A 24,702-nucleotide genomic window follows, 5' to 3' on the forward strand; every position below is an offset into this window, starting at 1 on the left:
CCCGCGGAGCGGGTACCCCATCGCTGCGCGATGGGCAAGCGAACACCCGCGCTGCGCGCGGGTGTTGCGCTCACGCTCCGCGTGAGCGCTGGCGGGGCGCTGCGCGCCCCGCTCACCCGCCTTGCTGCGCAAGGCGGGTGACGCTCCGTTCGCTGTGCTCCCGGAGCTGCGGGACCTTCGGTCCCGGGTGGCCTCCGCTGCGCTCCAGTCACCTGGTGGCGCTGCGCGCCACAAAGGCCGGACCCGCTGCGCGGGCCGGGCACCTACAGGGACGGGGAGCTTGTGTGGTCCGGTCACGGGCTGTCAACAGGCCCCATAACCCCGTCCAAAGCGGGCGCGGCTGGGGTCTGGCTGACTCGTGAGCAGAGTGACGGGCTCTCAGGCGTGAGCGTGACGGCGGGTGCTTGGCAGCTTGGGCGGGGCAGCGCGGTGCGCGGGCCGGCTCGCGGCGGGAACGGCGAGACGCCGCAGGGCGAGGCTCGCGGTGACGAGTAGTACGGTGAAGACGGCCAGGAGGAGGACGGACACCCACATCTGCCGACTCCCGGGTGCCTGCCAGCCCGTCCAGGCAGTGGTCCCCGTCCATAGCAGGATGGCTGCAGCGTAGAAGGAGGGATACGGCGCAGTTGCCGCACGACCCGCAGGAACTGGATGCGTTCGGGCTTCGGTGCCATGCGGCACCGTGTACCCCGATGCGTGACGCCCATCGGAGTCACAGGGGATTTTGTGGAGGGGCCCGGTCGAGTGGTCTCGGAAGCTGCATCTCGATGTGATGCAGCATGTAGCATTGGCGTAAAGTGGGGACACCCTGTAGCGGGGATTGAGGGCGTATCGGCCTCGGCGCGTTAGGTCTGTGGCCCGTCTGCTATCTGACAGCCACGGCCCAGCAAGGCCGGTGGAGAGGGGAAGGGCGCTATGGGTTCCGATGCGCTAGGGCCTAGCTCCTGGCCTGAGGTGGAGCCGTGGACGCTGGGGCGAACCCGGACGAGGTGTGCTTCGGACTCACGTTGCTGACGCACGCGATCGACTCGGAAGGGGACGGCCACCTGCAGTCGGAGCATCCCCTGCACACGGCCAGCACTGCAATCGTGCTGGCCTACGGTGCCGACCTGTACCTGCCGGCTGCCAACGGGAAAACTCCGCTGCAGATGGTCGAGAGCTACGACCACGAACCGGCCCAGCGGCTGCTCCAGCACTTCCTCTCCCTCACCCCGGCCAAATCCCCGGGGAGCACGCGTGCCGAATGATCGCGGGCCGTCGCCCCTCGGCCCGGACTCCCCTTACAGCGACGCCTCGATCTACGTGGACGCCGTGTCCGCCCCGCGGATCGTGGGCCGGCTTCGAGACGCCCTCGGCCTCGTTGAGGACGACGGTGCGGAGCTGACCGTCGGGCCGGTGCGCGTGGAAGGCGAGCACAACGACTACGCCACCGGTCGGCGCGCCCATCCCTTCGACTTCCTTCAGTGGCCGACCGCGCTGGAGTGCGAGGCCCACGCGGGAACGCCGGACGAGGTGGTGCAGGCCGTCGCGGCCGTGCTCGAAGCGCTGTGGCACGGTGGCTTCAAAGCTGTAGCCGCCTGCGACTTCGAGGACGAGCTGCCCGCACGCGGCGGGATCGACAGGTACCCCTGCCCCGCTCCAGCCCTCGACGAAAGCGCGGTCACTTCGGGCACGGGCACGTGGTGGAAGAACTTGATGTCGCCCGGAAAAGGGAAAGGTCGAAATCTGTGATCAGTCTCCGGGAACATCAGGTGACCCAGAAAACGGCCATTCGGGAATGGGTCAGATTTTTTGCAAGATCGTCTGTTCCCGCGCAGGGGGCCCGGGGCACGCTGGTGTCCGCCACGGGATCCGGTAAGACGATCACGGCTGCCGCGAGCGCGCTGGAGTGCTTCCCGGGCGGACGGATCCTGGTGACCGTGCCGACCCTGGACCTGCTCGCACAGACCGCCCAGGCGTGGCGGGCGGTCTGTCATCGGGCGCCGATGGTTGCGGTGTGCTCGCTGGAGAACGACCCGGTGCTGAGCTCGCTGGGGGTGCGCACCACTACCAATGCGATCCAGCTGGCGCTGTGGGCCGGGTCCGGGCCGGTGGTCGTGTTCGCCACGTACGCCTCCCTGGTGGACCGCGAGGACCCGGAGGACCCAACGGGCCAGCGGACAGTTCGCGGGCCGCTGGAAGCTGCCCTGGCGGGCGGGGAACGGCTCTATGGCCAGCGCATGGCCCCGTTCGACCTCGCCATCGTGGACGAGGCCCACTCAACCGCCGGTGATCTTGGTCGGCCGTGGGCGGCGATCCACGACAACCAGCGGATCCCCGCCGATTTCCGGCTCTACCTCACCGCCACCCCGCGGATCCTCGCCCCACCCCGCCCGCAGCGCGGGAAGGAGGGCCAGGAGGTGGAACTCGCGAGCATGGCCGACGATCCGAACGGCACCTTCGGGGCCTGGCTTCCCGGCGCCGAACTTGGGTTGTCGGAGGCCATCGAGCGGGGCATCCTCGCCGGATTCGAGATCGACGTCCTCGAAATCCGAGACCCCTCCCCCATCGCCGGTGAATCCGAGGAGTCGCGGCGGGGCCGGCGCCTGGCGCTGCTGCAGACCGCCCTGCTGGAACACGCCGCGGCGTACAACCTGCGTACCGTCATGACGTTCCACCAGAGGGTCGAGGAGGCCGCGGCGTTCGCGGAGAAGCTCCCGAAGACCGCAGCCGAACTGTATGCGCGCGATGCCTCCGACGAGGACCTGGCGGCCGCGGAGAAGCTGCCCGCCTCGTCGATCGGCGCGGACTTCTACGAGCTGGAGGCCGGCCGCCACGTCCCGCCGGACCGGGTGTGGTCGGCGTGGCTGTGCGGCGACCACCTCGTCACCGAACGACGCGAAGCCCTCCGCCAGTTCGCCAACGGCATCGACGCCGAGGGTAGGCGCGTCCACCGGGCGTTCCTCGCCAGCTGCCGCGTCCTCGGCGAAGGCGTCGACATCACCGGCGAGCGGGGCGTTGAGGCCGTGTGCTTCGCGGACACCCGCGGCTCGCAGGTCGAGATCGTGCAGAACATCGGCCGGGCACTCCGACTCAACCGGGACGGCTCCACGAAGGTCGCACGGATCATCGTGCCCGTCTTCCTCGATCCCGGCGAGGACCCCACCGACATGGTCGCCTCCGCGAGCTTCAAGCCGCTCGTGGCCGTCCTCCAAGGCCTACGCAGCCACGACGAGCGCCTGGTCGAACAGCTCGCCTCGCGCGCCCTCACCAGCGGCAAGCGCAAGACCCACATCCGGCGCGACGAGGACGGGCGGATCGTCGGGACCAGCGGCGGGAGCGGGAGTGAGGACGAGGAGCAGGGCGACACTGACGCCGCTGCCGAGTCGGCCCTGCTGCATTTCTCCTCTCCCCGGGACGCGGCGACCATCGCGGCGTTCCTGCGTACCCGCGTCTACCGGCCGGAGTCGCTGGTCTGGCTGGAGGGCTACCAGGCCCTGCTGCGCTGGCGAAAGCAGCACGAGATCACCGGCCTGCACGCCGTTCCCTACGACGTCGAGGCCGAAGTCGGTGCAACGAAATCCTTTCCGCTTGGGCGATGGGTCCACCAGCAGCGCAAGGCGCTGCGGGCGGGTGAGCTGGAGGAGCGGCGCAAGAAGCTGCTGGACGCGCCGGAAGCCGGCATGGTCTGGGAACCGGGCGAGGAAGCCTGGGAGAGGAAGCTCGCCGTACTCCGGGCCTACCGACGGGCCACCGGACACCTCGCACCCCGCCAAGACGCGGTCTGGGGAGAGAGCGAAGCTGGGGGCCTAGTGCCGGTGGGGCAGCACCTGGCGAATCTGCGGCGGAAGGGCGGCCTCGGGAAAGACGCTGAGCGGGCAGCGCGGCGGGCGCAGCAGTTGGCCGCGATCGACCCCGACTGGAACTGCCCCTGGCCACTGGACTGGCAACGCCCCTACCGCCACCTCGCCCAGCTCACCGCCGACGAACCCGGCGGAGTACTGCCCGACATCGCACCCGGCGTCGTCATGGACGGCGACGACATCGGACGATGGCTCCAACGACAACGCCGGGACCGGAGACTCCTGTCGAGCGAGCAGCAGGAACGGCTCACACAGCTGGGCTTGAAGCCTGTGGAAGCTCCGTCTCCCGCTCCGACGGCTAAGCGCTCGGCGAAGGGTCCAAGCAAAGCACAGCAGGCCTTCCAACGCGGACTGGCAGCCCTGACGCAGTGGGTCGAACGGGAAGGCGCCCACCGGCCCGTACCGCGTGGTCATGCCGAGGAGATCGTGATCGACGGCGGGGCGGAGCCAGTGACCGTGAAGCTGGGTGTGTGGGTCTCGAACACCAAATCGAGGCGGGACAAGCTCACCCAGGACCAGCTCGACGCATTGCGGAAGCTGGGCATCGACTGGATCTGACGGTCCTCGGCCAGGGACCTCTCGTTTGGCATCGATCCGAGGTTGGGTCAGGGATGCGGGGGTGGTGTGGTGAGGTACGGCGCGAGTTGGGCTTCAAGATCTGCGATGTGTTTGTCCAGGAAGCGGTTGTTCTGGCGGGCGCTGGCTAGACGCTCTTGGAGGCGCTGGTTGTCCTGGGTGAGTTGTCGTACGTGCTGCTTCAGCGTGGTGTTGTCGGTGACGATGCGCTGAAGTGAGCCTTCGGGGAGATCGTGTTCGAGGTCGCGGATCTTGCCGAGGAGTTCTGCGATGCGGGTGCGCTGGGTGCGGATTTCGCGCTGGGTCTGGGTGAGTGCGTCTTCGGCGTTGAGGGCGCGCTCCCTCCAGGCGGGGTGTGTGCGGCTGCGGCTGCTGGAGGTGCCGGATTGGGGTCTGCTTGTGCGGGTGACCTGTTCGATCAGGGCTCTGGCCTGCTGGTTTTGGTAGAGAAAGGTGCGTGAGACACGGGCGGTACGGGCGAGGGCTGCGACGGTGACAGGCGTATGGTCGCGTGCCGTGGCCGCCAGGGCGGTCTGGAGGCGTGAAGCATCTCTTGGGTGGCTTGGCGGCGGGCTTGGACGGCCGCGTCGGTGCGGGAAGTGCTCATGTCTGTCCTGTGGCGTCGTCGGGGGCCTGCAGTGCTGCGAGATCGCGGGCGCGGAAAGCAGTGCTCCACGTGCGGTGGAAGTAGTCCTGGGGGCGCCGCAGGTCGAGGGTGAGGGCTTCGTCGAGGATGCCGAGGGCGGCCAGGGCCTGCTCAAGTCCTTTGATGGCCTTGGCGGTGGGTTCGAAGACGGTGTGGAGGTAGTCGGCGGTGGCATCGTCGGGGGCGTTCTCGGCGATGGATCGCCACTGTTCGGCTTTGCGTCGCCAGTAGAGGAGGTCGGCGCCGGAGAGGACGAAGTTGTCGCAGTTCTCGCAGTCGAGTTCCCAGGGGCAGGATCCGCCGTCGACGACGGGTTGGTAGGTGCAGAATCCGCCGTCGGCGGGGGTGCTGCGGCGGGAGAGGTCCAGGGCCAGGGCGAGGGCTGTCTCGCGGTTGATGGGGGTGGTGTCGCCGGAGAGGAGTTTGCCTGGGTTGGGGGCGCCGGGCCCGGCTACCCAGATGGTGTTCAGGACGTCTTCGAGGTCGCTGTTGGCGATCTTCACGTAGTGCTCGGCCATGCGTTCGGAGAGCTGTCCGAGGTAGCGGCGGATGTGAGTGAGTGTGGCGCCGGCGCGCAGCAGGTTGGTGGCCAGGGTGTGGCGGGCCTGGTGGGCGACGTAGGCGCCGCCGAGGTCGAGGCCGACGATCCAGGTCTTGAAGCGCTGGTTGAAGTGTCCGTAGGAGATCGGCTGTCGGCCGTTGGGGTTGCGGATGCGAGAGGGGAACAGGGCCAGGCCGGGGCGTTCAGCGGCTGCTGGGGTGCGGCCGTAGCGCTTTTCGAAGAGCTGGAGTGTCTTGGCGCGGCGGGCGTCGAGGCGCTGGTAGATGGGCTCAGGGATGCGGATGCCCTCGTTGTAGTTGCCGACCTTGGTCTGGTCGTGCCACAGCATGGCCAGACCGCGGTAGCGGCCGATGCAGTCCAGCCGCAGCCCGACGACCTCGCTGCAACGGCGCCCGGTGGCGACGATGGTCTCCCAGATGTCCCGCAGGCCCCGGTCGTTGAGGTCAAGTTCCTCCAGGCGGCGCAGATTGGTCTCGTCCATCAGCGCGCGGGCGACGTCGTCGCTGAAGGGGTTGCGGGAGCGCTGCTTGAGGCCAGTGCCGCCGAAGGGGATGGCGGTCAGGAAGCCGGTGTCGATACCGAGGCGTTCGGCGTGGCCGGCGGTGATGGCGCTGTAGAGCAGCTTGCGCGCCCCGTTGAAGACGAACTGACAACTCAGGTCCGTGACAGTGGGCGATCGTCCGTCGACCAGGACCATGCCCAGGGATGGCAGGCCGTGGCGGGCGCGGTGGCGTTGGTCGGCGACGAACCGCTCGGCGTGCTCACGGTGTAGCACGGTGGGGTCGTGGCCGGCGTCGGGGGCGTCGGCTTGGAGGAAGACGCCCAGTTCGACGGCGGCGCGGCGCATCTGGTCGAAGGGGCCCCGGGTGCGGGGGCACTGCGGGGAACGCAGCCACTCGGCGAGGTGGTCCCAGAGCAGGTCGCGCAGCCACCGCTGGGGAACGGCAGTGATGTCGAAGTGGCTCTGGGCGTTCTTGAAGCGCCGTCCGAAGTGATCGGTCTCCAGGAAGCCGGCGTCCTTGGTGTCCGCGGGGCTGTAGTAGACGCAGCGCAGGCCGTTGACGATTTCCCAGGTGATCTTGCGAACCTCGGAGTCCATCTGCTTGCGCGTGAGGTCTTTGTAGCCATCGTCGTGCAGGTCCATCAGGGACGTGATGCCGCCTCGCCGGCAATGTCTGACGAGATTCCTGATGCCATTGGTGGTCCACTCGGAGTGCTGTGCGGCCTGGGCATGGGTGTGCAGGCCCCACTGGATCTCGGCCCGCAGCAGAGGAGGCAGCGGGTGGAGGTTGACCAGTCCCGGCTGTGACACAGGTTCCGTGGTGGCACACCATGCGTGGAAGGCGGACTCGTCGTCGTAGGTCACGGGGAGCGGGCGTCCGTCTGCGATGCGGCCGTGGATGCGTTCCGACCGGGCTCCTCCCGGACGCTGCTCGGTTTGGTAGCGGGTCTGGTGCTGGATGCACAATCCCACCGAGCTGCAGGCCAAGAACGGGCAGCGGGCCTTGCAGAGGCCGAAGCCGGGTAACGCGTGCTGGTCCAGAGCCCATCGTCCGAGGTGGTTCCGGTCGACAGGCGCCGCCGAGCCATACTGCCAGCGGTTCTGGTGTTGATGGCACAGCTGGGTCGTGGGGCTGAGGGCCGGGCGGTCCGGGCAGATCCGGCAGCGCCCGTAGTCCACTCCCCGCGCGGCCGGAAGAGGCGTTGCGGCGCGCATGAAAGCGCGCTTGGACTGGCCGGCCCGCTCTGCCTGTTCCCACTCCTGACAGTGGGAACCGCACAGGTTGTGGCTGACGCGGCGGATGCGTTCACAGCCGTCGACGCCGCACTGCCAGGCGTAGACCGGGTGGTGAGGCGGGATAAAGATCAGCGTGTCGCGGAAGAGCGGGTCGAATGCGGGGGCCTCGATGAGGGCCGTGAGTAGTTCGAGCCGGTCACGGCCGATACGGGTGGTGTCGGTGCGGCCGGGCAGCAGCGTCAGCGGAATCACGACCGTGTCCCCCACACCTGCTCCAGCGCCGCGGTGAAGACCGGGTCGTGGACGTCCACGTGGCCATAGACCTGCTCGACGGTCGCGGCCGAGGCCCAGCCGCCGGCCTCACGAGCGATCACCGCATTGCCCCGTGCGGCGTCCAGCACTGCGGTGGCGAAGCTGTGCCGGAAGGCGTGCGGTACCACCCGGCCGATCTGACCGCGGGCTGCGGCCCGGCGCAGCATGCCCCGGGCCGCAGCGGTGGTCCACGGCTGGCCTCGGGAGGGGCCGTGCAGGCTGACCAGGAGCATTCCGTGGGCGGTCTGGGCGGGGTACTGGGTGGTGATGTACTCGAAGTAGGTGTGGATCATCGCCGGGCTCGCCCGGCGCACCGTACCCCCGCACACGGCGTTGTTCTGCCAGGTCCAGGGTGTCTTGGTCTTGACCCGGGCCCGGTTGGTGTTGTCCTCGCGGTGGCAGATGTGCACGTGCGGCCCCCGGCATTGACCGCACGCAGCTTGCTCGCGCAGGTGCAGGTCGACCAGGCGCAGCCCGCACAGCTCGCCGATCCGGAACCCGCCGTCGGCCAGCCACGTGACCACCATCCGGTCCCGCGCGCACGAGACCGCCCCCAGCAACAGATCCCGGGCGCCCTCGGGCAGCATCTTCGGATGCCGGCGCACCCGCTCCGCGGGAGCCAGAGGGTTCGCGGGCATGCTGTGCAGGACGTGTCCGAGCATCGCCCGCCGTCGGTCCGCCCGCGTCGGCAGGCGCGTCACACGCAGTGCCTCCGCCAGTGCCGGGTTCACGCTGCGGGTGCTCAGGTGGAGGTAGAAGCCCTTCAGGCAGGCCGCCGCGGTCTTCAACGCGCTGTGTCCGTACGGGCGCTTGCCTTCCCGCCACGGCAGACCGAACGGCCCCGGGTAATCCGCCCCGAGAGCCGCCATGTAGTGCCGGAGGTCCTCAAGCGACACCGACTCTGTGTCCAGGCCCGCGAACCGCAGCCACCGCAGATGATCCACCAGCACATACGCGTACGTACGGTCCGTACCCGCCCGGCAGGGACGCAGGAACCCGTCCGCCTCCTCCACCAGCGTGCAGTCCGCGTCCACGACCGTGTAGCAGACCCGGCCGTCGGCACGGACGATCTCCTGCACCCGCAACTGGCCCACCACAAGCCGACCACCCACCCGCGCACCGCCCCCTCCGAACCCAGGGCCGCCCCGTCGGCGGCACCCCGGCCCCGAGTCCACACCCCTCCCCACCCCCACGGACCACTCCACGCGAACGTCCCACACACCCCGGCGACGGTTGGTAAAGTCCGTCACCCTCACACGCCAGAACACCCCCTCGGGTCACGCTGACGGCAGGGAATCCTTAAGGGCAGGCATGGCCCAGAGCCCGGTGGTTCATCCATACCGCCACATCGCACACCCGCAACGCACTCACCGTCTCCGGCAGCCCCGCTACCTGGCGCAGCGCGAGCAACTGGCGATGCAGGCCGCGGTCGTCCGCGCGCAGCGCGGCGTGCAGCGCAAGCCAGAACGAGGGGCGCGGGCGGCCCAGAGCGCAGCGCACCACACGGTCGTAGACCGGCAACAGCCGCGGACGCTTACGAGCCAGGAGCTTCCCAGCGATCACCCAGTCAACTCCGTACTGGGCGCAGAGGAGGTGCCAGGCCTGGTTCGCCGGCGAGCCCTCGGCCAAGACGTCCGCTTCAGCGTCGCCCATGTCGATGTCCCAGGGAATGGCCTGCAGCAGACCGGACAACTGCGCGCCAAGTGGGCCTTCCAAGAGGTCCAGCGCGACAGAAGCCGGAACGGTCACCGACAAGGTCTCCACCGCGACCAGGTCCTCCGCCGTGACCCTGTCGGCGATCTCCGGGCGGTCTCCCCCACCCGCCAGATGCTCGAACCGACTGCCGGTAAACGGCATTCCGCCCGGCGGCAGACCGATACCGAAGTAACGCCGCAGATCACCCACAACACGCTCTGTGCCCAGCAGTACGCGCAAACGCTGCCCCAACGGGGACAACGCCCCATTAGATGCACCGGACACTGCGGTAGGAGAGGCCATGAAAACTCCATCCTTCATGGAAATCGCGAGCAAACAAGGAGGTCTGTAGCAGGGCAGCCAGGTGGGCGTGTCCACACCGAAGCAGCTGTCCTGCGCCACAACCGTCCTGCCGCGGCGGGCACCGCCGCGGACGACAGCTCCTGCCCGCGGAGCGGCACAACCGGCTTGCTGCCCGTTCGGGCTCTCTCCGGCAGCGCCGCATGCCCAAGGTATGAATCCTCGGCGGGACACGACCGGCGAAGAGCGGGGGTGCGGCCGGGGCGTGCGCAGCTCAGGCTATGGGGGTGCCGTGGCCGACAACCGACCGCAATCTGCACGAGAAGGGCATCCCATACTGCTTCGCTGCTGCCTCAGCGGTGCGCAGACCGCAGATACATCGGCAGGACGGTGCGCATGAGCTGTTCGCCGCGGGTGGTGATGGCCTCGAAGTTGCTTCGGGCCATGGCGGCGAAGTTGGTCGGGTAGGAGGCGACCGCGCTGCGCGGAACGAGATCGGCTGGCGGCGCAGGCAGGCGGTCGTCCTTCATTCCGAGATAGGCAAGGGCGAAACCATCGATGCGTCCGCTCGCGGCCCACTCGTGCAGGCGGGCGCGGGCGGAGTCCTGGGCCTTGCGGTGGACGGTGGCGAAGGAGCGGCTGAGGCGCCCGAGCATGAAGTGCGGCGCCTTCAGCGCGAGTTCCCCCAGGCCAGCATCGCAGGAAATAATGAAGGGTACGTCGTAGACGTGCTGGGTGTAGTGCGGTGAGCGTCCCGGTTCGAGGACGGACAGGCCGAGGTTGTCGTAGACGCCGCCGTCGGTGAGCAGCACGGTGTGCTGCTGGTGGTGTCCGTCGCGGTGCTGGAAGGTGAAGGTTCTTTCCAGGGCCGGCAGGAGCGCGGGGTAGGCGGCGGAGGCGGCCACGGCGGTGGCGACGTGGACGGGCTCGGTGATGGTGCCGTAGCGGGAGCAGCCGCTGCGGGTGCTGCCGAAGCGAACCGCGTTGGTGGTGGCCAGGTCGGTGGCGGTCAGAACGACGTCGAGACCGGGGTGGGTGACGTCGGCCAGGGTGGTGGTGCCGAACGCCTTGTGGGCGAGGACGGCGGCCAGGGCGTCCGTGCGGTTCGCGGGGCGGGCGACGGTGACCTGGGTGGTGCGGGTGAACAGCCGGCGGGTGCCTGCGCGGGCAGCCGCGGTGAGGTTGCGGGTGGCCGCAGAGGGCTTGAATGCCTGGCGTGCGATGTCCAGTTGCAGGCCGGAGCGCAGTAGGTCGGTGGTGTGGGCGTCAAAGTCGGTGAACTCTTCCGGGCCGTAGGCCCACAGGGCGGCGAGGAGGGAGCCGCCGGAGATGCCGGAGACGACGCGGATGTAGTCGAGGAGATCACGGTCGTGCAGGGCACGCAGGCAGCCGAGGTGGAAGGCGGCGGCGCGGGAGCCGCCGCCGGACAGGGCGAGGCCGATGGTGCGGGTCATGATCGGGAGCCCTTGCGTGGGACGGGGACGGGACTGTGGGGGCGGGTGGAGTAGCCGCCGGGCCACCACTGCACGGAGCCGAGGTGAGCGGGTGGTTGCGGCGGGGGCGGCTCGGCCGTGACCGAGGCGGTGCGGGCTGCGAGGTGGGCGTAGAGGTCGGGGTTGTCCCCGGTGGCGAGCCACTGATGCCAGACGTCGGGTGGTCCTCCGGCGATGAGGACGAGGGCGCGAGCGGGGGCATCGTCCAGCGGGAGGGTGAGGCTGGTCATGGCGGCGCGATCGGTGGCGCTGGGCTGGGCAGCGGTGTGCGGGTGGGTGTGCCACATGCCCAGGAAGCGGCTGATGTTGCCGGTAGCCTTCCGGCGGGCGGTGAGGTGGCCGCTGACGCCATCCAGGCCGTGCTGGAAGTAGGCCTCGGTCAGCAGGGAGTCGGGGGGCGGGCCGGTGGCCTCATCGATGAAGATCACACCGGTGGCGTCGTCGACGGCGCCGAGCAGGGTACCGCCGGTTTCCACGCGCGGGCCCCGCACTCGGGCGCCGCGGCGGGCTTCCGCTCGCATCTCGGCCAATGCGGCGGAGGTGATGCGCACGTCGTAACCAGTGGCCTCGTCCGTCGCGAGGGTGTCGTTGGGCCAGGTCAGCCAGCGCGGCCCGCACGGCTGGGTGCTGGTGGGTCCGGTAGGCATGCGGACGATGAGGACGGCCATGGTGTGCCGGTCGGCGGGTTCGGCCAGGGCGTGGAGGACGCCGGTCGCCAGTTGTCCGGCCAGTGCAGTGACGTCGGCGGCCGATCCGGTGAAGGTGGCGTCCGAGCAGCCAGGTTCGGGCTGGAAGATCTCGGTCGGGGGTGTGGTGGGGAAGAAATCGTCGATCAGGTCGTCGAATGCCTGCGCGGCATCGGCGTGCACGGCCAGCGCGGTACGCCGCAGGACGTCCGTGCCACCGCCTGTGGCACGGCGGGGTGAGATGGCGGCGATGCCGCGGGTGGCGTGGTGGCCAATCATCAGTGTGGCCAGGTGGGGCCAGGCGGCAGTGTCGGTGCGGCGGGCACGTTCGAGGTGAGCGCGGACGATGCGGTTGGCAGTGCAGTCCCAGATCAGGTCGAAGGTGTGCAGGTCGAGGGCGGACAGCCGGGTGGTGACGTTGCCGACGAGGGCTTCGACACGGGTGGCGTGGGGGTCGATCCGGTTGAGGCGGTCGGCCAGGACCCTCGCCTTGGAAAAGCCGATGTCGGCGTCCGTATAGGGCTGGCGGGCCAGGATTCCGGGGTGGACGAGTCCATGGTCGGCGACGGTGAGGTGCGCGGCTCCGGCGCGGGCGCACATGTCGGCGACGGGTGCTCCCAGGGCGCCCGCGCCCAGGACGAGGATGCGTTTGCCGCGCAGCCAGGCCGCGGGGGTAGCGTGATCGCGTCGGACCGTGACCTCGGGCCGGGCTTCGTAGACGCGCATCCATCGGGTCTTCTGTCGGTCGAGCCAGTCGGTGCCGAACCGGATGACCTCGTCGCCGAGTTCGGACAGGTACGCATGCCCGCTGAAGGCAGTGTCGGCGGCCAGGCGCCCGACCTGATCGGCGAAGTCGGGCAGGTGCCAGGCCACCAGGTGCGTCCGGCGCGGTCCGTCGCCGGCGATACCCCGCGAGGGGGTGCCCAGCAGCAGGTGCACCGGCGCGGCTGGGGTGTCCTCGTCGTCCCCGGTCGACACGGTGGCGTCGGGGCACAGCAGGGTGCGGTTGTGGCCTGCGACGAATCCCGTCAGCCCCAGCAGCAGGCGCGGCGTGATGTGGTCACGGGCCAGGGACTCCACCAGCTCGCGCGCGGTGAGCGGGTATTCGAACGTCAGGTGCTTCGTGGTGACGACGACGGGGGCGAGGAAGGCGCGGGCGTCGGCTGGCAGCGCGGCGCTCTCCCGCAACTGTTCCAGGCTGTCGGGCCAGGGGTCCTCGACGGCGAGCCAGCCCACGACGTCGCATCTGATGTCGTTGACCTGGTGCAGTACGGCGGCGCCCAGCCACGGCCCGTCCGGTCGTGCGACGGGCGCGTCGTGGCGAATCACGAGGAGTCCCGCGGTGTGGTCGGTCAGGGCGTTCGGGGGGTGCAGGGGTTCGCCGGGCCGGTCCAGTTCTCCCGCGGCGGCCGCCTCGAACCAGTCCAGGAGGCGGTTGACGAACCCGTACATGCCGTCGGCCGGATCCCACTCGGTCGCCGTCGAGCGGTACAGACACAGGTGACGGCCCCAGTTGACGTGCGGGGCGCCGGCGAACCGGGTGTGCCGGGTCCGCACGCTGGGAGCCCTGAAGGGAAAGTCCGGGGGGATCCGCAGGGCGACCGCCTCGACGCTGCGCAGCCGCAGGCCGTCCTGGGTGGGTGGCAGGTTGGCGCAGCTGACGCTGACGCGGGCCTCGACGTACCCGTCGGCGGTGGCGGCCACGTGAGTGGCCGCCACCGACCCTCGAGATGCCTGGACGACCCGGTGCAACTGGTCGAGGGCGAGCTGCTGGCCCTCGGTGAGTTCCAGGGTGGTGCTGTCCTTCACGCGGCACCGAATCCGATCTGTACCGTGGGCTCGGCCTTGTCGCCCCTGGCCCGCTGCACACCGGCGCGCGCGGCGTCCGTACCCCGCGGGTGCGGCACGGACGCGCCAGTGAAGGAAGCGGCAGGGAAACGGGTCGTACCCATCGCGGCCAGTAGCCGCCGACCACCGCTGGCGGCCTTCAGCACCTGGGCTTTGTTCTCCAGATCGGTGACGTCGACGAGTTCCAGGCCCAGGCTCGGCTCCAGGGCAAAGACCACCGGACGGGGCTCCTCCTTGGAGGGGTACTCCCCCGTGCACAGCACCTCGTAATCGGTGATCGACTCGTACGCTTCGCGGGCCAGCAGGTGGGGCGGGTCGTTGCCCGTGTCGTCCTTGTCGCGGAAGGGCCGCGAGCTGGCGATCACCCGGGCGTCCGGACTGACATGCGCCTGGAACAGGTCGAGAAGGTCCTGCTTGAGTTCCTCCTCGCCGTCCTCGCCCTCGGCGTACATGGCCTTCTTCGAGCAGTGGTGCGGGGAGAGCAGCACGTCCCACTCCACCCGGTCCGCGTTGCCCGCGGCCTCACTGTTCTCGAAGATCATCTTGATGATGGGGTAGGCGAGGTCGCCCAGGAACAGCAGTCGGCCGACTGTGCCGTCACTGGCTTTCAGCTGTACCTGCAGGGCCAAGGACGTGTCGTTGCGGTCGCCGGCGCAGTGGTCCTTAAACGGTGCGTGGACGAACGCCTCGAAGCGGTCCTCGACGTCCTGGCCGTCGATCTTGGTGATCACGTCGCCGGGGAAGGTGAAGTACTCGTCGGGCAGTTCGGCGTAGGAGTGCAGTTCGCGGTCCTCGTCGTAGCCGATGATGCGCACCCGGTCTCCGCTGGCCGGCTCCTTGCCGTCCTTGACGGCCTTGAGGGTGGCGTCCACGCGTCGCTCGACCTCTTCCTGGAAGCGCTGTGCGTCCTCGCACATCGGCTTGTCCTCGGACAGTTCGCGCCACAGCCGGGGCGTCGCCCATATCTCCCCGATCAGGATGGAGCTCTCCAGAAGGTCACCGAAGCCGCAGCAGTGGTCCTTGTCCGCGTGGGTCAGGGCGAAGACCGCCAGGTAGGGCGTCTCGCCGTCGGGTCGCGGGAGGGTCTCCTCCAGGCGGTCGATGACGGCGGCGACCACCGCGTCGTCCTCGTCGGCGGCCTTCATGTCCCGCAGGTCCACCTGCATGACCAGGTTGTCGCCCAGCACGATCGTAGTGGAGTCCCCCGTGCCCACCGGCCAGAACACCACCCCCTGACCGGGAAGTTCCGTCTCGACCATGTCGCACCTCTTCACTCGATCTTGATCAACCAGCGGGAAAACAGGACAAGTTCACCCGATGAACAGATCTACCACGCGCCACTGACAACGCCGCCGCCATCGAGCCGACGGAGACCGACACGAACGCCTCCCCATCGCGCACGGCGCCCCCCTTGCGCCGACGAACGAGTACCCATACCGCCCGACAGTCCGAACCAGGGGGTGCACCGTCACGTCGGTATCGGCGTCGTACGCTTCGACACTTCCCCCACCGGCTCGTCGTCCACGGCGACGGTCACCGTCTTGCGCTGGTCCCCTGGTGCTGGGTGTCCGCCGTCGCCATGACGACCTCCCCGAACCACCTCGACATCGCGAACATGCACGACACCTGAAACGCCAGCTCAGCGGCCTTCCCAACACAACTTCAGTCGGTAAAACGGACGAGGCGCACCGCACATCGGGCCCGTGGGGCAAGCCGTGGGCCGCGGTCCATGACGATGCAGTGCTACCGGCGGGCCGTCGGCTGTATCTCACCGCGACGCCGCGGGTTGCCGATCCCTGGGCGGCCGCGGGTGACGGGCACGACGAGACAGAGAGCGAGCCGACGCTTGTAGCCTCGATGGATGACGAGCAGGTCTTCGGCCCAGTGGTCTACCGACTGTCGCTGGCCGAGGCCATCGCCCGCGGGCTGCTGGCCCGCTACCAGATCATCGTGCTGGAGATCTGCGACCAAGCCCTGTCGGGCGGGATACCCGGCAAGGAGCGCTCGGAGGCGGAAGTGGCCGCGGCACAGCTGGAAGCGTTGACCACGGCCGTATTCAAGACTGCGGCCACCCACCAACTCGACCGTGTGATGACGTTCCACCACCGTGTAGCGGACGCCCGTGCTCTCGCCCAGGCTTCGCCGGGCATCTCCCGTCGGCTGTGGGCTGCGGATCCGGTGGTCTATCCCCGGCGGGTGTGGTCCGGCTGGCTGCACGGCGGCCATGGCATGGCCCACCGGCGCGAGGCACTGGCCCAGTTCGCCCGCGGCTGGGCCGCGGACGGGGTGGTGGTGGAGCGCTGTGTGCTCTCCAGTGCCCGGGTGCTGGCCGAGGGGGTGGACATCCCCGAGGTGAACGCGGTGGTCTTCGCCGACCCCAGGGAGTCGATCGTCGACACCGTCCAGACGGTCGGACGCGCGCTGCGGCAGGGCCCGCGCGGTGACAAGGTCGCCTCCCTGGTGGTGCCGGTCTTTCTGTCCCCCGACGAGTGCAGCGAGGACTGGCTGTCATCTGGCTCGTATCTGCCGCTGGTCAAGGTCCTGGCCGCGCTCGCTGCCCACGACACTGACGTGATCGACCGGCTCGCCGCCTGGCACGGCGGGGGCGACACGGGCGCGGCCCCACCGGTCAAGGTGCCGCTGTTGTTCGCCACCGCCCGCCATCCCGCCGACATCGCGGAGTTCGTCAGGCTGCGGGTGATCAACATCGAGCGCCGCGGATGGCTGCGCGGCTGGACAGCCGCCCGCCGCTTCCATGCGGCCCACGGCCACCTGAACGTCCCTTACCACTGTAAGGACGGCGCATTTCCGCTGGGGCGGTGGATCGTCGAGCAGCGCAAAGCCAACAAGACCGGCCGCCTGCCCGCCGTGCGCATCGACGCGCTGGAACGCCTGGGCATGGTGTGGAGCCACCCCGACCACGTGTTCAGCTCTGGGCTGTCGATGGCTCGTGCCTACCACGCCGTCCACGGCCACCTCGCGGCCGGGCACGACGCCGTCATGGACGGCTATCCGGTCGGGACGTGGCTGGCCAACCGGCGCCGGGAGGCACGCCTTGCCGTCGGCAGCCAGGGCGCGTTGTCCGACACGCGCAAGGCGGCGCTGGCCGACATTGACCCGTGCTGGTGCCCCGCGTGGCCGCTGGTGTGGCAGCGTCGCTACACCCTCCTCAAGCGGTACCTCACCGCGGGAGGAACGGTGAAGACGCCGGAAATCGAGCCGGGTCACATGATCGCCGGGGAAGACGTCGGCGCCTGGCTGGCCCACCAGCTCAGCCAATGGGACACCCTCCACGAGGAACAGCGCCGGCTGCTGGCCGATCTGGGGGTGACGCCCAGCGGTGGCGGCATCCAGAGCGTGCCGTGCCTCACCCAGGACCACAAGTTCGCGCGGAACCTCGCCGCCGCAACCGCCTACGCCCAGCGCGAAGGACACCTGAACGTCCCCCGCCAGCACATAGAGATCACCGACGGCGCCGAGATCAAGCTCGGGATATGGATCTCCAACCAGCGCTCCCGCCGAGCGAGACTGCACCCGCAGCGCATCGACGCGCTCAACGCTCTCGGCATGCGCTGGAACTGAAACCGGTCGGCTGCCCACCCCAGCAGATTGCGCCCCGTGCACGCGGCCTGCATCCACGCCGCCCTCCGCGACGCCCGCTACCTCGGCCCCGGGCGAGCAGTTCACGCGGGTTCCGCGCGGCCTGGTCATGGTGCGCCGGCCGAGGGCTTGTTGACACGCCGTGCACGCAGTCGCGGACGCCGGGCGTGCTGGGACGCCTCGGCGTCCATGCCTGACTCTGTCAGCTCGCGGTAGAACCACTCGATCCCACGAGGAGCGGTGCCGCGCTCGATGTCGGTGCTGGGCTGAGGTGGGCGCAGCCGGGCCTGTTCGGCGAGCCGAAGCAGGCCTGGGTGCTCCTCGGGACGAATGAGCAGGGGTGCGCCGGGTGCGGGGGTGAGGCGTGTGAAGCGGGCTGCGGCGCGCAGGAAGACGGTCGCCCAGGCGGGAACGGGGTGAGTGGCGCAGCCGTCGATCTGCCCAAGAGGGTCGTGCAAGGCCAGGGTGGAGGCGTCCTCGCGCCAGTCCGCCAGGCGCGCGGTGCCCAGTTGCTGTCCGGCAGCGCCGGTGAAGACGGCGGTGGTCAGCGCGGCGGCCAGGCGGGGGTGCGCGGTGGCGCCGTGGATACGGCGGGTGATCTCCGCGGCGGTCTGAGAAGAGCGCGGTCTCGGCCGGGTCCGGTACCGCCACCTGATCGGCGGCGGGGAGCATCCGATGCAGTGATCCTCCCCGTCCCAGTCCGCCAGCCGCTCGAGCGCCGGCACGGTGATCCAGCGGCCGGCAGCCCGCGGCGGCGCGGCAGGCCGGCCCGGGCCGGGCACGGCCGCCCCGGCGAGGAGGTCGCCGGCGGCCGAGGCATGGACGAGCGTGTGGGGCACGTCGGTGAGAGCGTCGCGCAGGGCAGCGGTCGGGCGGGAGCGGTGACACACCAGGACAAGGTGCGCTCCGGTGAACGCCCGCAGGTCGAGCAGGCGTTGCAGGCGGGTACGGGTGAGCAGGTGAGCACGCAAGACCGTCAGGCGTCTTGCGTAGATCGCCGCCAGCCAGGCGGTAGCGGCCTCCCACACCGGGGCGCGCGAGTCCGGGAAGCCCGGAAGGTGCGCGGGTTTGCCCAGCGCCGCCAGGAGGTCGTGGGCGAAGTAACGGTCGCTGGTGGTGCCCGGGGTGGGGTGGACGGTGACGCGGCCGGCCGCCGGGTCGTGTCCAGCGAGCGCCGCGCGGGTGACAGCGGCGTCGTCACTGGGGTCGAGCAGGACGGTGACGTCAGGGGATATGTCATTCACGGGTCGTGGGCGTCTTCAGTCGGCGCCAGGGCGCGGCGGGCAGATGCGGGTGGGTCCGGGAGTGCTCACGGCCGGGTGCGGCGGCCGAGTTTGCTGAAGACCCAGCGCAGCAGGTCCTGGTTGACCTCAAGATTGGGGGTGGCCTCCAGGGCCCGCCCTAGGTGGTAGGTGATCTTGGCCCAGGTGCGGAAGACGCCGTGGGCGGCCACGTCGTCGCAGTACAGCAGGTCATCGGGATCCACACCGTGCCACACCGGGTGGTAGGCGGGGATGGTGGTCAGGACCTCTTCGCGGGTCAGCGGCCGAAACTCCTGCCAGATGTGCACCCGGGAGGCCAGCATGTCCTTGCCGGCCAGGACCTCGTAGGTGTTACCGCCGCCGACGAAGACCACCGCGATGTCGGTGTACAGGTCGTCGAACAGGTGACGGAACTACTCGAAGGACTCCTCCCGCAGCCACTGCGCCTCGTCGCAGACCAGGACCCGGAACTGATCGGCCAGCACGTCTTTCAGCAGGGTGTCGAACGCGGTCGGCTGCCGCGGCGGCTTCCCGGGCAGGCCGAGCACGTTGAACAGGTTGTGGCGGATGCCCAGCACGGTGGGCCGGCCGCGGAACTCGATCCGGCGCGTCGTGCCCGGGGCCAGCTCCCGCAGCGAGGCGTTGACCGACATCGTCTTGCCCAGTCCGGCCGCCCCGTAGACGCACATCATCCCTCGGGCGGCAATCACCTCCCCGAGATTGGCCAGCGTCTCCTTCATCGCCGCCGTACCCATCACATGCGCGTCGGGCAACGACAGGTAGTGGTCGGCGCGCGGCGGCGGCAGCGGACCCCGTCGCGGGCGGGCCGATGAGGGTCGGGCGGCGGGTATGGCGTTCATCGCGGCGCAGGGGTGCTTTCGTCGTCGTCATCGGCAGGAGCAAGAGCGGCCTCGCTCTTCGGCGAGGTCCAGGACGCGGGCAGTAGGGCGGGCAGCGGCAGATAGCCGGGCAGCGCCACCTCGGTCAGGTCCGCGGCGGCAACCGCGCGCAGATGCGCCTCGGCCTCCAGTTCGGTGACCATGCCGAGCACCTCGGCAGGTATGCCGCGCGTAGCGGCGGCGTAGCGGGTGGCGCGGTCCTTCTCCGCCGCCGGCAGCAGCCGCTTGAGCCGGTCGGCCTCCCTGGCCCGGGCCCGCTTCATCTCACGGATCTGCTCCGCACTCGCCCTGTTCGACAGGTACGCCGACCCCAAGTGCCGCCCGGTGGTGGCGTCGTAGACCTCGATCTCGTGCTCGTGGTGCGGCATGTAGCGCAGCCGCACCTTCCGCCCTGCCTGCCCGGTCATACAGGATTCGACGTAGTGCCGGTTCCGCCAGCGCACCCCCTTACTTGTAAGGGTCCGCACCCGGCCGTCGTCCTCAAGGATGAACATGTGCAACGCGCCCGGCTCCGCGTCCTCGACCGGGGTCAGATCCTCCTCCCACGCCGCCTGCGGGGTACGGCCGGCAAGCGAACGTGGCCGGTGCTCGGTGTTCCACCACGTCACCCACTGCCCCAGCAGTTCGATGAACGCCTCCAGCGGCAGCAACAACTGCCCGGCGGCCGGCTTCCTGCCGCCTTTCAGGCGCGGAGCGGCGGTGTAACCAGGCAGTTCGGCGAAGAACATCTGCTTCGCCGCCTTGTTCAGCGCTTCCACCGTGCCCTTCAGATGCGGGCTGTAGCCAGGCAGGTCCACCACCGGCACCGCGAAGGCCCCCAGCGCCTCGGCCACCGTGCGCGACAGGAAGTCCTTGCCCCGATCGACCCGCACCGCCCCCGGCAGACCGCCGAACGGGCCGTGCTCTCCCTGGCGCGAGACCGCGTCCCGCAGCGCGACCAGGACCGACTCCCGGGAAGGGACCTGCGCGGTGACCGCGAACCCGCAGATCACCCGCGTCGCACAGTCGACGAACCATGTCACCCACGGCCGGCGTGGCTCCCCGTCGACGTCCACCTCGACCTTCACCTGGACGTGGTCCGTCTCCCACATCTCATTACGGTGCACCGCAGGACGCTCAAAAAAGACGTCATGATCCCGGCGGGCGGCCTCCCCACCGCGCATCCCCGCCCGCAACCCTGGAGACAGGTCCCGGGCAAGGGCCCGGTACAACGTCGCCAAAGACGGCACCACCCCACCACCAGCCGCGGCCGCCTCGGCCGTCAACTCCCGATGCAGCGCAACCGTGTTCCCCCGGTGGAACGCCAGCCGACGAGCCAGCTGCGGCGTAACAGTGAACCGGCGGCGCTCAGCCCGTTCCACGCGGCCCTCGTCCCGCGCCATGGCGAGCCACCGGCGCACCGTCCGCTCCGACACCTCCAGCGTGTCAGCGACCATCCGCCGATGACCAGCCGTCAACTCTCCCCGCTCGGCGAGCGCCAGCAACCTGCGCACCGCGACCGGCCGCAACACCACAGCATCCGTCGCAGCCCCCACCAACACGCTCCCCCACCACAACGGGCACCCGCGGCCCACCAAGAATGATCAAGAAGGAAACCTATCCCATTCGAGCCCTCACCCCTCTGACCAGGCAATTCTCACCCAGTGACCAGCAGTCCTCACTTCACTGTCCACATCTCGCCCCTTCGACCACCACCCAAACACCTCAGCAGAACAAACCCAGCCACCCCACTCAACCCCCACCACCACCCGGACACCAAAACGAGAACCACCCCGGACAAGAACGCGAGAACTCCCAACGCACAAAGAATGATCAGAATCGAGCTACTAGCGACACAGAACTGACGGCTTACTGTCATCCCGACCCAACGAGGTGGGCCAGGGTGACTCAGAAGATAGCGGTTAGGTCTGTCAAACTACGGAAAGGAAACAGCGACATGTGCGCGTCGGGCCCTTTAGCGTAGTAATGACGGCGTTAGTCTGCGTATTCCCTCTCTTTTAGCGAGCTAGAGGTGATATGCAGGAGCAGCTCGCGGGGCTTGCCAGGGAAAGTGGCAGGCCCCGCTCTCCTGTTTACGAAAGCACAAGAGTGCAGTGCTATAGCAGCAGGTCCAGGCGGCTCATCGAGCCCGACGGTCAGCGAGTACGCAGCCACCATTCGAGGACGGCGACGAGGACCGCTCCGGTGGAGCCGGCGAGGCCGAGGACGGCACGACGGCCCGCTTCTCGCCACAGTGCACGCGGGCGGCGGATCCCAGTCGGTGCGGCGTTGCGGGTGGCGGCGGGCTTACGGCGGCGGTGAGTCATGGTGGGTCTCCCCCTCGGTCGTGGTACGGAAGGTGGTGCGCCGGGCCCGGCGTTGGTTCGAGATTGGCCAAGTGAGGGGGGCTTGGCTCCAAGTGCCGGGTGCGTGAGGCGGCTTGCGTACTAATCTGCTGGTCCGCGCCGGTGGGCGCGGCTGCCTGATCTACCTGTTTCGGGTGGCCGAGACCGAGGTGGCGGGCACGGGACCGGCATGGGGGAAGACTTATGGGAGCTCACCGCGAGACGCTCTACCGGCGGCTGCGCACCCTGCGCACTGAAGCAGAGGCCGCCTACCGTGATCAGCACGGGGCGAGAGGGCTGCAGACGCCGCTGGAGCGGCAGGTACGCAGGACTGGGCTGCCGGGGACGTCGGCGTTCGAGGGGAAGGTGGCCAGCCGGTGGGCGCCGCAGCGGCTGGACGGATTCAGCGTCCCGCGGCCGGACAGTTTCGAGCAGGTCCTGGCCGTGGTGGCGGTCTGGGAGGCATGGCGCGGTACCCGGACGCTTTCGGTCGACGGCCGGGTCCGGCAGGCGTGGCTCGCTTCTGATTCCCGCGGGGACTGGCAACGGCTGTTGGAAAGCGCTTGGCAGGAGATGGTGGATGCCAGGGGACGTATCGCGTCCACGTCAGGCATTGAAGCCTCGACGGATACCGCCGTCGCCCGCTACTTCGAGCGCCTGGCGCAGACGTGTGGGCGGGTAAACCTAGACGTTCTAGGCTCCGGTGAGCGCGCGGGCGAGCAGCCCGCAATCCGGCTGCGGCAGGTGTTCGAGGCTCCGCCGGCGTCCTGGGACCCGCCGAAGCCGGAGCTGCCGGCACGGCTATGGCGGGAGCTGGTGGAACGCGGCGAGGTACCGGCTGAGGAACTGCCGCCCGGCTTGCGTGAGGAGCAAGTCAAATCCTGGCAGAAGACGCGTGTGGAGCGGCCGCCGGTGTCGGTGCTGGAGGCGGTGGCCTCACCGCAAGGCAAGCGGCTGGCGTTGTTGGGCGATCCCGGGGCGGGAAAGTCGACGCTGGCGCGGTATCTGGCGTTGGCCCTTGCCGGTGGTACGGAGGAGTCGCCCACCGAGCTTGAGGCCTTGGTAGAGGCGGGCGCGGTACCGGTGGTCGTGGAGTTGCGGCAGCTCGCCGACGGCGGCCGGTGGGCGGGGCGGACAGTGGAGGACTTCTGGGAGGAGTTCAATGCCACCGAGCGCATGGGGCTGCCGCGGGACGTCCTCGAGTACTTGCTAAGGAGTACGCACCGGCCGGTACTTGTGGTCTTCGATGGCCTGGACGAGATCTTCGATCCTCGCCGGCGGGCCGAGGTCGCCCGGCAGGTGACCGCGTTCGCCGAGGTTCATGAACATGCCCGGGTGATCCTCACCTCCCGCGTCGTCGGGTTCACTCACGAGGTGTTCAAGGCCGCGGACTTCAGCCAGGCCAAACTGGAGGATCTACCGAAGCGGCAGATCGAGTCCTTCATCCGACGCTGGTACACCGCCGCCCACCCCGAAGCTCCGAGCGAGGCCTCCCGCCTCAGCGAACGCCTCATCAGTGCGGTACGGGGATTCAGGTCGGTAGCGGAACTGGCTGGCAACCCACTATTGCTGACCATCCTGGCCTCCATCGGCCTGGGCGCCACCATCCCCCGAGACCGTCGCGAGGTCTACGGACACGCCGTCGACGTCCTGACCGGCCGCTGGGACCGAGACGCCAAGCATCTCCCTTTCCCCCGTCAGGACCACCCAGACGTCGCCGCCGCCCTCGACGAACTCGACACGGGCCTGCTGCAAGAACTCCTCGAACGCCTCGCACGGCGCCTCCAGGAAAGCGCCGGAAACGACCGGGGCAGCCCTCTCATCTCCCGCAGCGACCTCACAAGCATGATCGCCGACTACGTCGTCACCGACATGAACTACCCCACCCGCGTCGGACGCATCGTGGCCAACGCCATGGTCGACCGGCTGCACGAGCGCGCATTTCTGCTACACCCCTACGGCGCCGACATGTATGGCTTCGTCCACCGCACCTTCCTCGAATACCTCGCCGCCCGCGAAATCAGTCGGCGCTACACCGGCCGCGAATGGACTCCCGAACAGCTCATTGACATGCTCGCCGGTCGTTCCCTTAACCCGGTCTGGCACGAAGTCATCCTGCTCTTCATCGGCCAGATCAGCCGGCAGGCCGAAGCGGAACACGCCACCTTCATAGCCCACCTGCTCCACATGCACCGCCATCGCAGCAGCAACAACGTCGCCCACCGGCACGCAGACAGCAACCCAAAATTCCTAGAACTCGCCATCCGCGTGCTCGCGGAGGCCCACCGCATCGCCCGCGCTCCCTCCGAGGTCGGCGACCACCCCGAACGTTCGCTCGCCATCCAGAGCAACGCCGTAATTGACGCTCTCACTGCCCACCTTTCGAGCTACCCCTGGGCGCAGTTGAACGGCGCAGTACCGGCGTTGATGTCCTTCCCGTGGTCATGGACCGGCCGCGACCGGTACCAGCGCTGGTACCGGGCACAGACACCTTCTGACAGTGGGATGACAGCAGCTCTCCTGGCAGCCTCACTGTGCCGCACACCCCAGGAAGCCAGCCAACTTGCTCGAATGCCTTGGAGAAATTGGGCACCCTCTGCTGCCTTGAGGCTGCTGGGGGAGCGATGGGCCGACCATGAGGAGACTTACGCCACTATCCTCAGCATGGCTTGTGATTCCACGGTCGGCGTCAATACTCGGGATGCTGCCTTGCATGCGCTGGGGGAATGGTGGTCTGACCGGGAGGAGACCTACGAGACCGTCCTCGGCACCGCCCGCGATGCCGAGTCCGCATCCAGCGATGCCGGCGTGCGAGTGTTGGGGAAGCGATGGTCTGATTGGGAAGACGCCTACACCACCACCCTCAAAATCGCCCGCACCTCCAACACGGACAGAGTGTTCGTCTGCATTGCAGCCGTT

At 69.1% G+C, this 24,702-nt stretch carries 17 protein-coding genes; 5 read left to right on the forward strand and 12 right to left on the reverse strand.

The features are described from left to right. The first annotated feature begins 962 nt into the window (after nt 1–962). Genes ACZ7MF_RS15020 through ACZ7MF_RS15030 form a run of 3 tightly spaced genes read left to right on the forward strand, consistent with a single transcriptional unit; the run spans nt 963 to nt 4,400 of the window. Entirely contained in the window at nt 963–1,247 is a 285-nt protein-coding gene (locus tag ACZ7MF_RS15020; RefSeq protein ID WP_471477248.1) for an ankyrin repeat domain-containing protein, read from the forward strand. Between the two features lie 55 nt (nt 1,248–1,302). Further along, nucleotides 1,303–1,731: a hypothetical protein gene (locus tag ACZ7MF_RS15025; RefSeq protein WP_471477249.1), complete on the forward strand. Its 429-nt coding sequence runs from the start codon at nt 1,303–1,305 to the stop codon at nt 1,729–1,731. Beyond that, nucleotides 1,728–4,400, forward strand: a complete 2,673-nt coding sequence (locus ACZ7MF_RS15030) for a helicase associated domain-containing protein (RefSeq protein ID WP_471477250.1) — start codon at nt 1,728–1,730, stop codon at nt 4,398–4,400. The genes ACZ7MF_RS15025 and ACZ7MF_RS15030 overlap by 4 nt, the downstream gene beginning before the upstream one ends. 47 nt (nt 4,401–4,447) lie before the next feature. On the opposite strand, the gene ACZ7MF_RS15035 is transcribed toward ACZ7MF_RS15030, so the two are convergent. From ACZ7MF_RS15035 to ACZ7MF_RS15065, 7 genes are all read right to left on the reverse strand, one after another. Further along, on the reverse strand, nt 4,448–5,086 hold the full coding sequence (locus tag ACZ7MF_RS15035) for a DUF6262 family protein (RefSeq protein WP_471478813.1): 639 nt from the start codon (nt 5,084–5,086) through the stop codon (nt 4,448–4,450). Beyond that, nucleotides 5,022–7,631, reverse strand: coding sequence for a tyrosine-type recombinase/integrase (locus ACZ7MF_RS15040; RefSeq protein ID WP_471477251.1), 2,610 nt, complete (start codon nt 7,629–7,631; stop codon nt 5,022–5,024). The genes ACZ7MF_RS15035 and ACZ7MF_RS15040 overlap by 65 nt, the downstream gene beginning before the upstream one ends. Then, nucleotides 7,613–8,788 (reverse strand): tyrosine-type recombinase/integrase, encoded by a 1,176-nt coding sequence (locus ACZ7MF_RS15045; RefSeq protein ID WP_471477252.1) that lies wholly within the window; start codon nt 8,786–8,788, stop codon nt 7,613–7,615. The genes ACZ7MF_RS15040 and ACZ7MF_RS15045 overlap by 19 nt, the downstream gene beginning before the upstream one ends. A gap of 187 nt (nt 8,789–8,975) precedes the next feature. Next, complete coding sequence (locus ACZ7MF_RS15050; protein ID WP_471477253.1) at nt 8,976–9,611, reverse strand: DUF6308 family protein; 636 nt, start codon at nt 9,609–9,611, stop codon at nt 8,976–8,978. A 413-nt stretch (nt 9,612–10,024) separates the two neighbouring features. Further along, on the reverse strand, nt 10,025–11,125 hold the full coding sequence (locus ACZ7MF_RS15055; protein WP_471477254.1) for a patatin-like phospholipase family protein: 1,101 nt from the start codon (nt 11,123–11,125) through the stop codon (nt 10,025–10,027). After that, nucleotides 11,122–13,659 (reverse strand): ThiF family adenylyltransferase, encoded by a 2,538-nt coding sequence (locus ACZ7MF_RS15060; RefSeq protein ID WP_471477255.1) that lies wholly within the window; start codon nt 13,657–13,659, stop codon nt 11,122–11,124. The genes ACZ7MF_RS15055 and ACZ7MF_RS15060 overlap by 4 nt, the downstream gene beginning before the upstream one ends. Beyond that, nucleotides 13,656–14,957, reverse strand: coding sequence for a ComEC/Rec2 family competence protein (locus tag ACZ7MF_RS15065; RefSeq protein ID WP_471477256.1), 1,302 nt, complete (start codon nt 14,955–14,957; stop codon nt 13,656–13,658). The genes ACZ7MF_RS15060 and ACZ7MF_RS15065 overlap by 4 nt, the downstream gene beginning before the upstream one ends. A 598-nt stretch (nt 14,958–15,555) precedes the next feature. Between ACZ7MF_RS15065 and ACZ7MF_RS15070 the strand changes: the two genes are divergently transcribed. Further along, complete coding sequence (locus tag ACZ7MF_RS15070; protein WP_471477257.1) at nt 15,556–17,280, forward strand: helicase associated domain-containing protein; 1,725 nt, start codon at nt 15,556–15,558, stop codon at nt 17,278–17,280. A 125-nt stretch (nt 17,281–17,405) separates the two neighbouring features. On the opposite strand, the gene ACZ7MF_RS15075 is transcribed toward ACZ7MF_RS15070, so the two are convergent. The 5 genes from ACZ7MF_RS15075 to ACZ7MF_RS15095 form a co-directional block, all read right to left on the reverse strand. Continuing rightward, a complete protein-coding gene (locus tag ACZ7MF_RS15075) occupies nt 17,406–18,542 on the reverse strand; it encodes a hypothetical protein (protein WP_471477258.1) in 1,137 nt (378 codons plus the stop codon). A gap of 65 nt (nt 18,543–18,607) precedes the next feature. After that, entirely contained in the window at nt 18,608–18,934 is a 327-nt protein-coding gene (locus ACZ7MF_RS15080; protein ID WP_471477259.1) for a hypothetical protein, read from the reverse strand. A gap of 39 nt (nt 18,935–18,973) precedes the next feature. Continuing rightward, nucleotides 18,974–19,420, reverse strand: coding sequence for an ATP-binding protein (locus tag ACZ7MF_RS15085; protein ID WP_471477260.1), 447 nt, complete (start codon nt 19,418–19,420; stop codon nt 18,974–18,976). Further along, on the reverse strand, nt 19,417–20,952 hold the full coding sequence (locus ACZ7MF_RS15090) for a Mu transposase C-terminal domain-containing protein (RefSeq protein WP_471478815.1): 1,536 nt from the start codon (nt 20,950–20,952) through the stop codon (nt 19,417–19,419). The genes ACZ7MF_RS15085 and ACZ7MF_RS15090 overlap by 4 nt, the downstream gene beginning before the upstream one ends. 642 nt (nt 20,953–21,594) lie before the next feature. Continuing rightward, nucleotides 21,595–21,765, reverse strand: a complete 171-nt coding sequence (locus ACZ7MF_RS15095; RefSeq protein ID WP_471477261.1) for a hypothetical protein — start codon at nt 21,763–21,765, stop codon at nt 21,595–21,597. 222 nt (nt 21,766–21,987) lie between these two features. Here ACZ7MF_RS15095 and ACZ7MF_RS15100 point away from each other — a divergent pair. Next, the coding region (locus tag ACZ7MF_RS15100) for an NACHT domain-containing protein (RefSeq protein ID WP_471477262.1) at nt 21,988–24,702 on the forward strand (2,715 nt) is incomplete at its 3' end.

The sequence above is a fragment of the Streptomyces sp. NPDC111628 genome, from assembly GCF_055635195.1.

Coding starts and splice junctions, on each gene's coding strand:
- ACZ7MF_RS15055 (WP_471477254.1), bottom strand. CDS start 11,125: ATGACCCGCACCATCGGCCTCGCCCTGTCCGGCGGCGGCTCCCGCGCC.
- ACZ7MF_RS15065 (WP_471477256.1), bottom strand. CDS start 14,957: ATGGTCGAGACGGAACTTCCCGGTCAGGGGGTGGTGTTCTGGCCGGTG.
- ACZ7MF_RS15070 (WP_471477257.1), top strand. CDS start 15,556: ATGGATGACGAGCAGGTCTTCGGCCCAGTGGTCTACCGACTGTCGCTG.
- ACZ7MF_RS15085 (WP_471477260.1), bottom strand. CDS start 19,420: ATGAACGCCATACCCGCCGCCCGACCCTCATCGGCCCGCCCGCGACGG.
- ACZ7MF_RS15095 (WP_471477261.1), bottom strand. CDS start 21,765: ATGACTCACCGCCGCCGTAAGCCCGCCGCCACCCGCAACGCCGCACCG.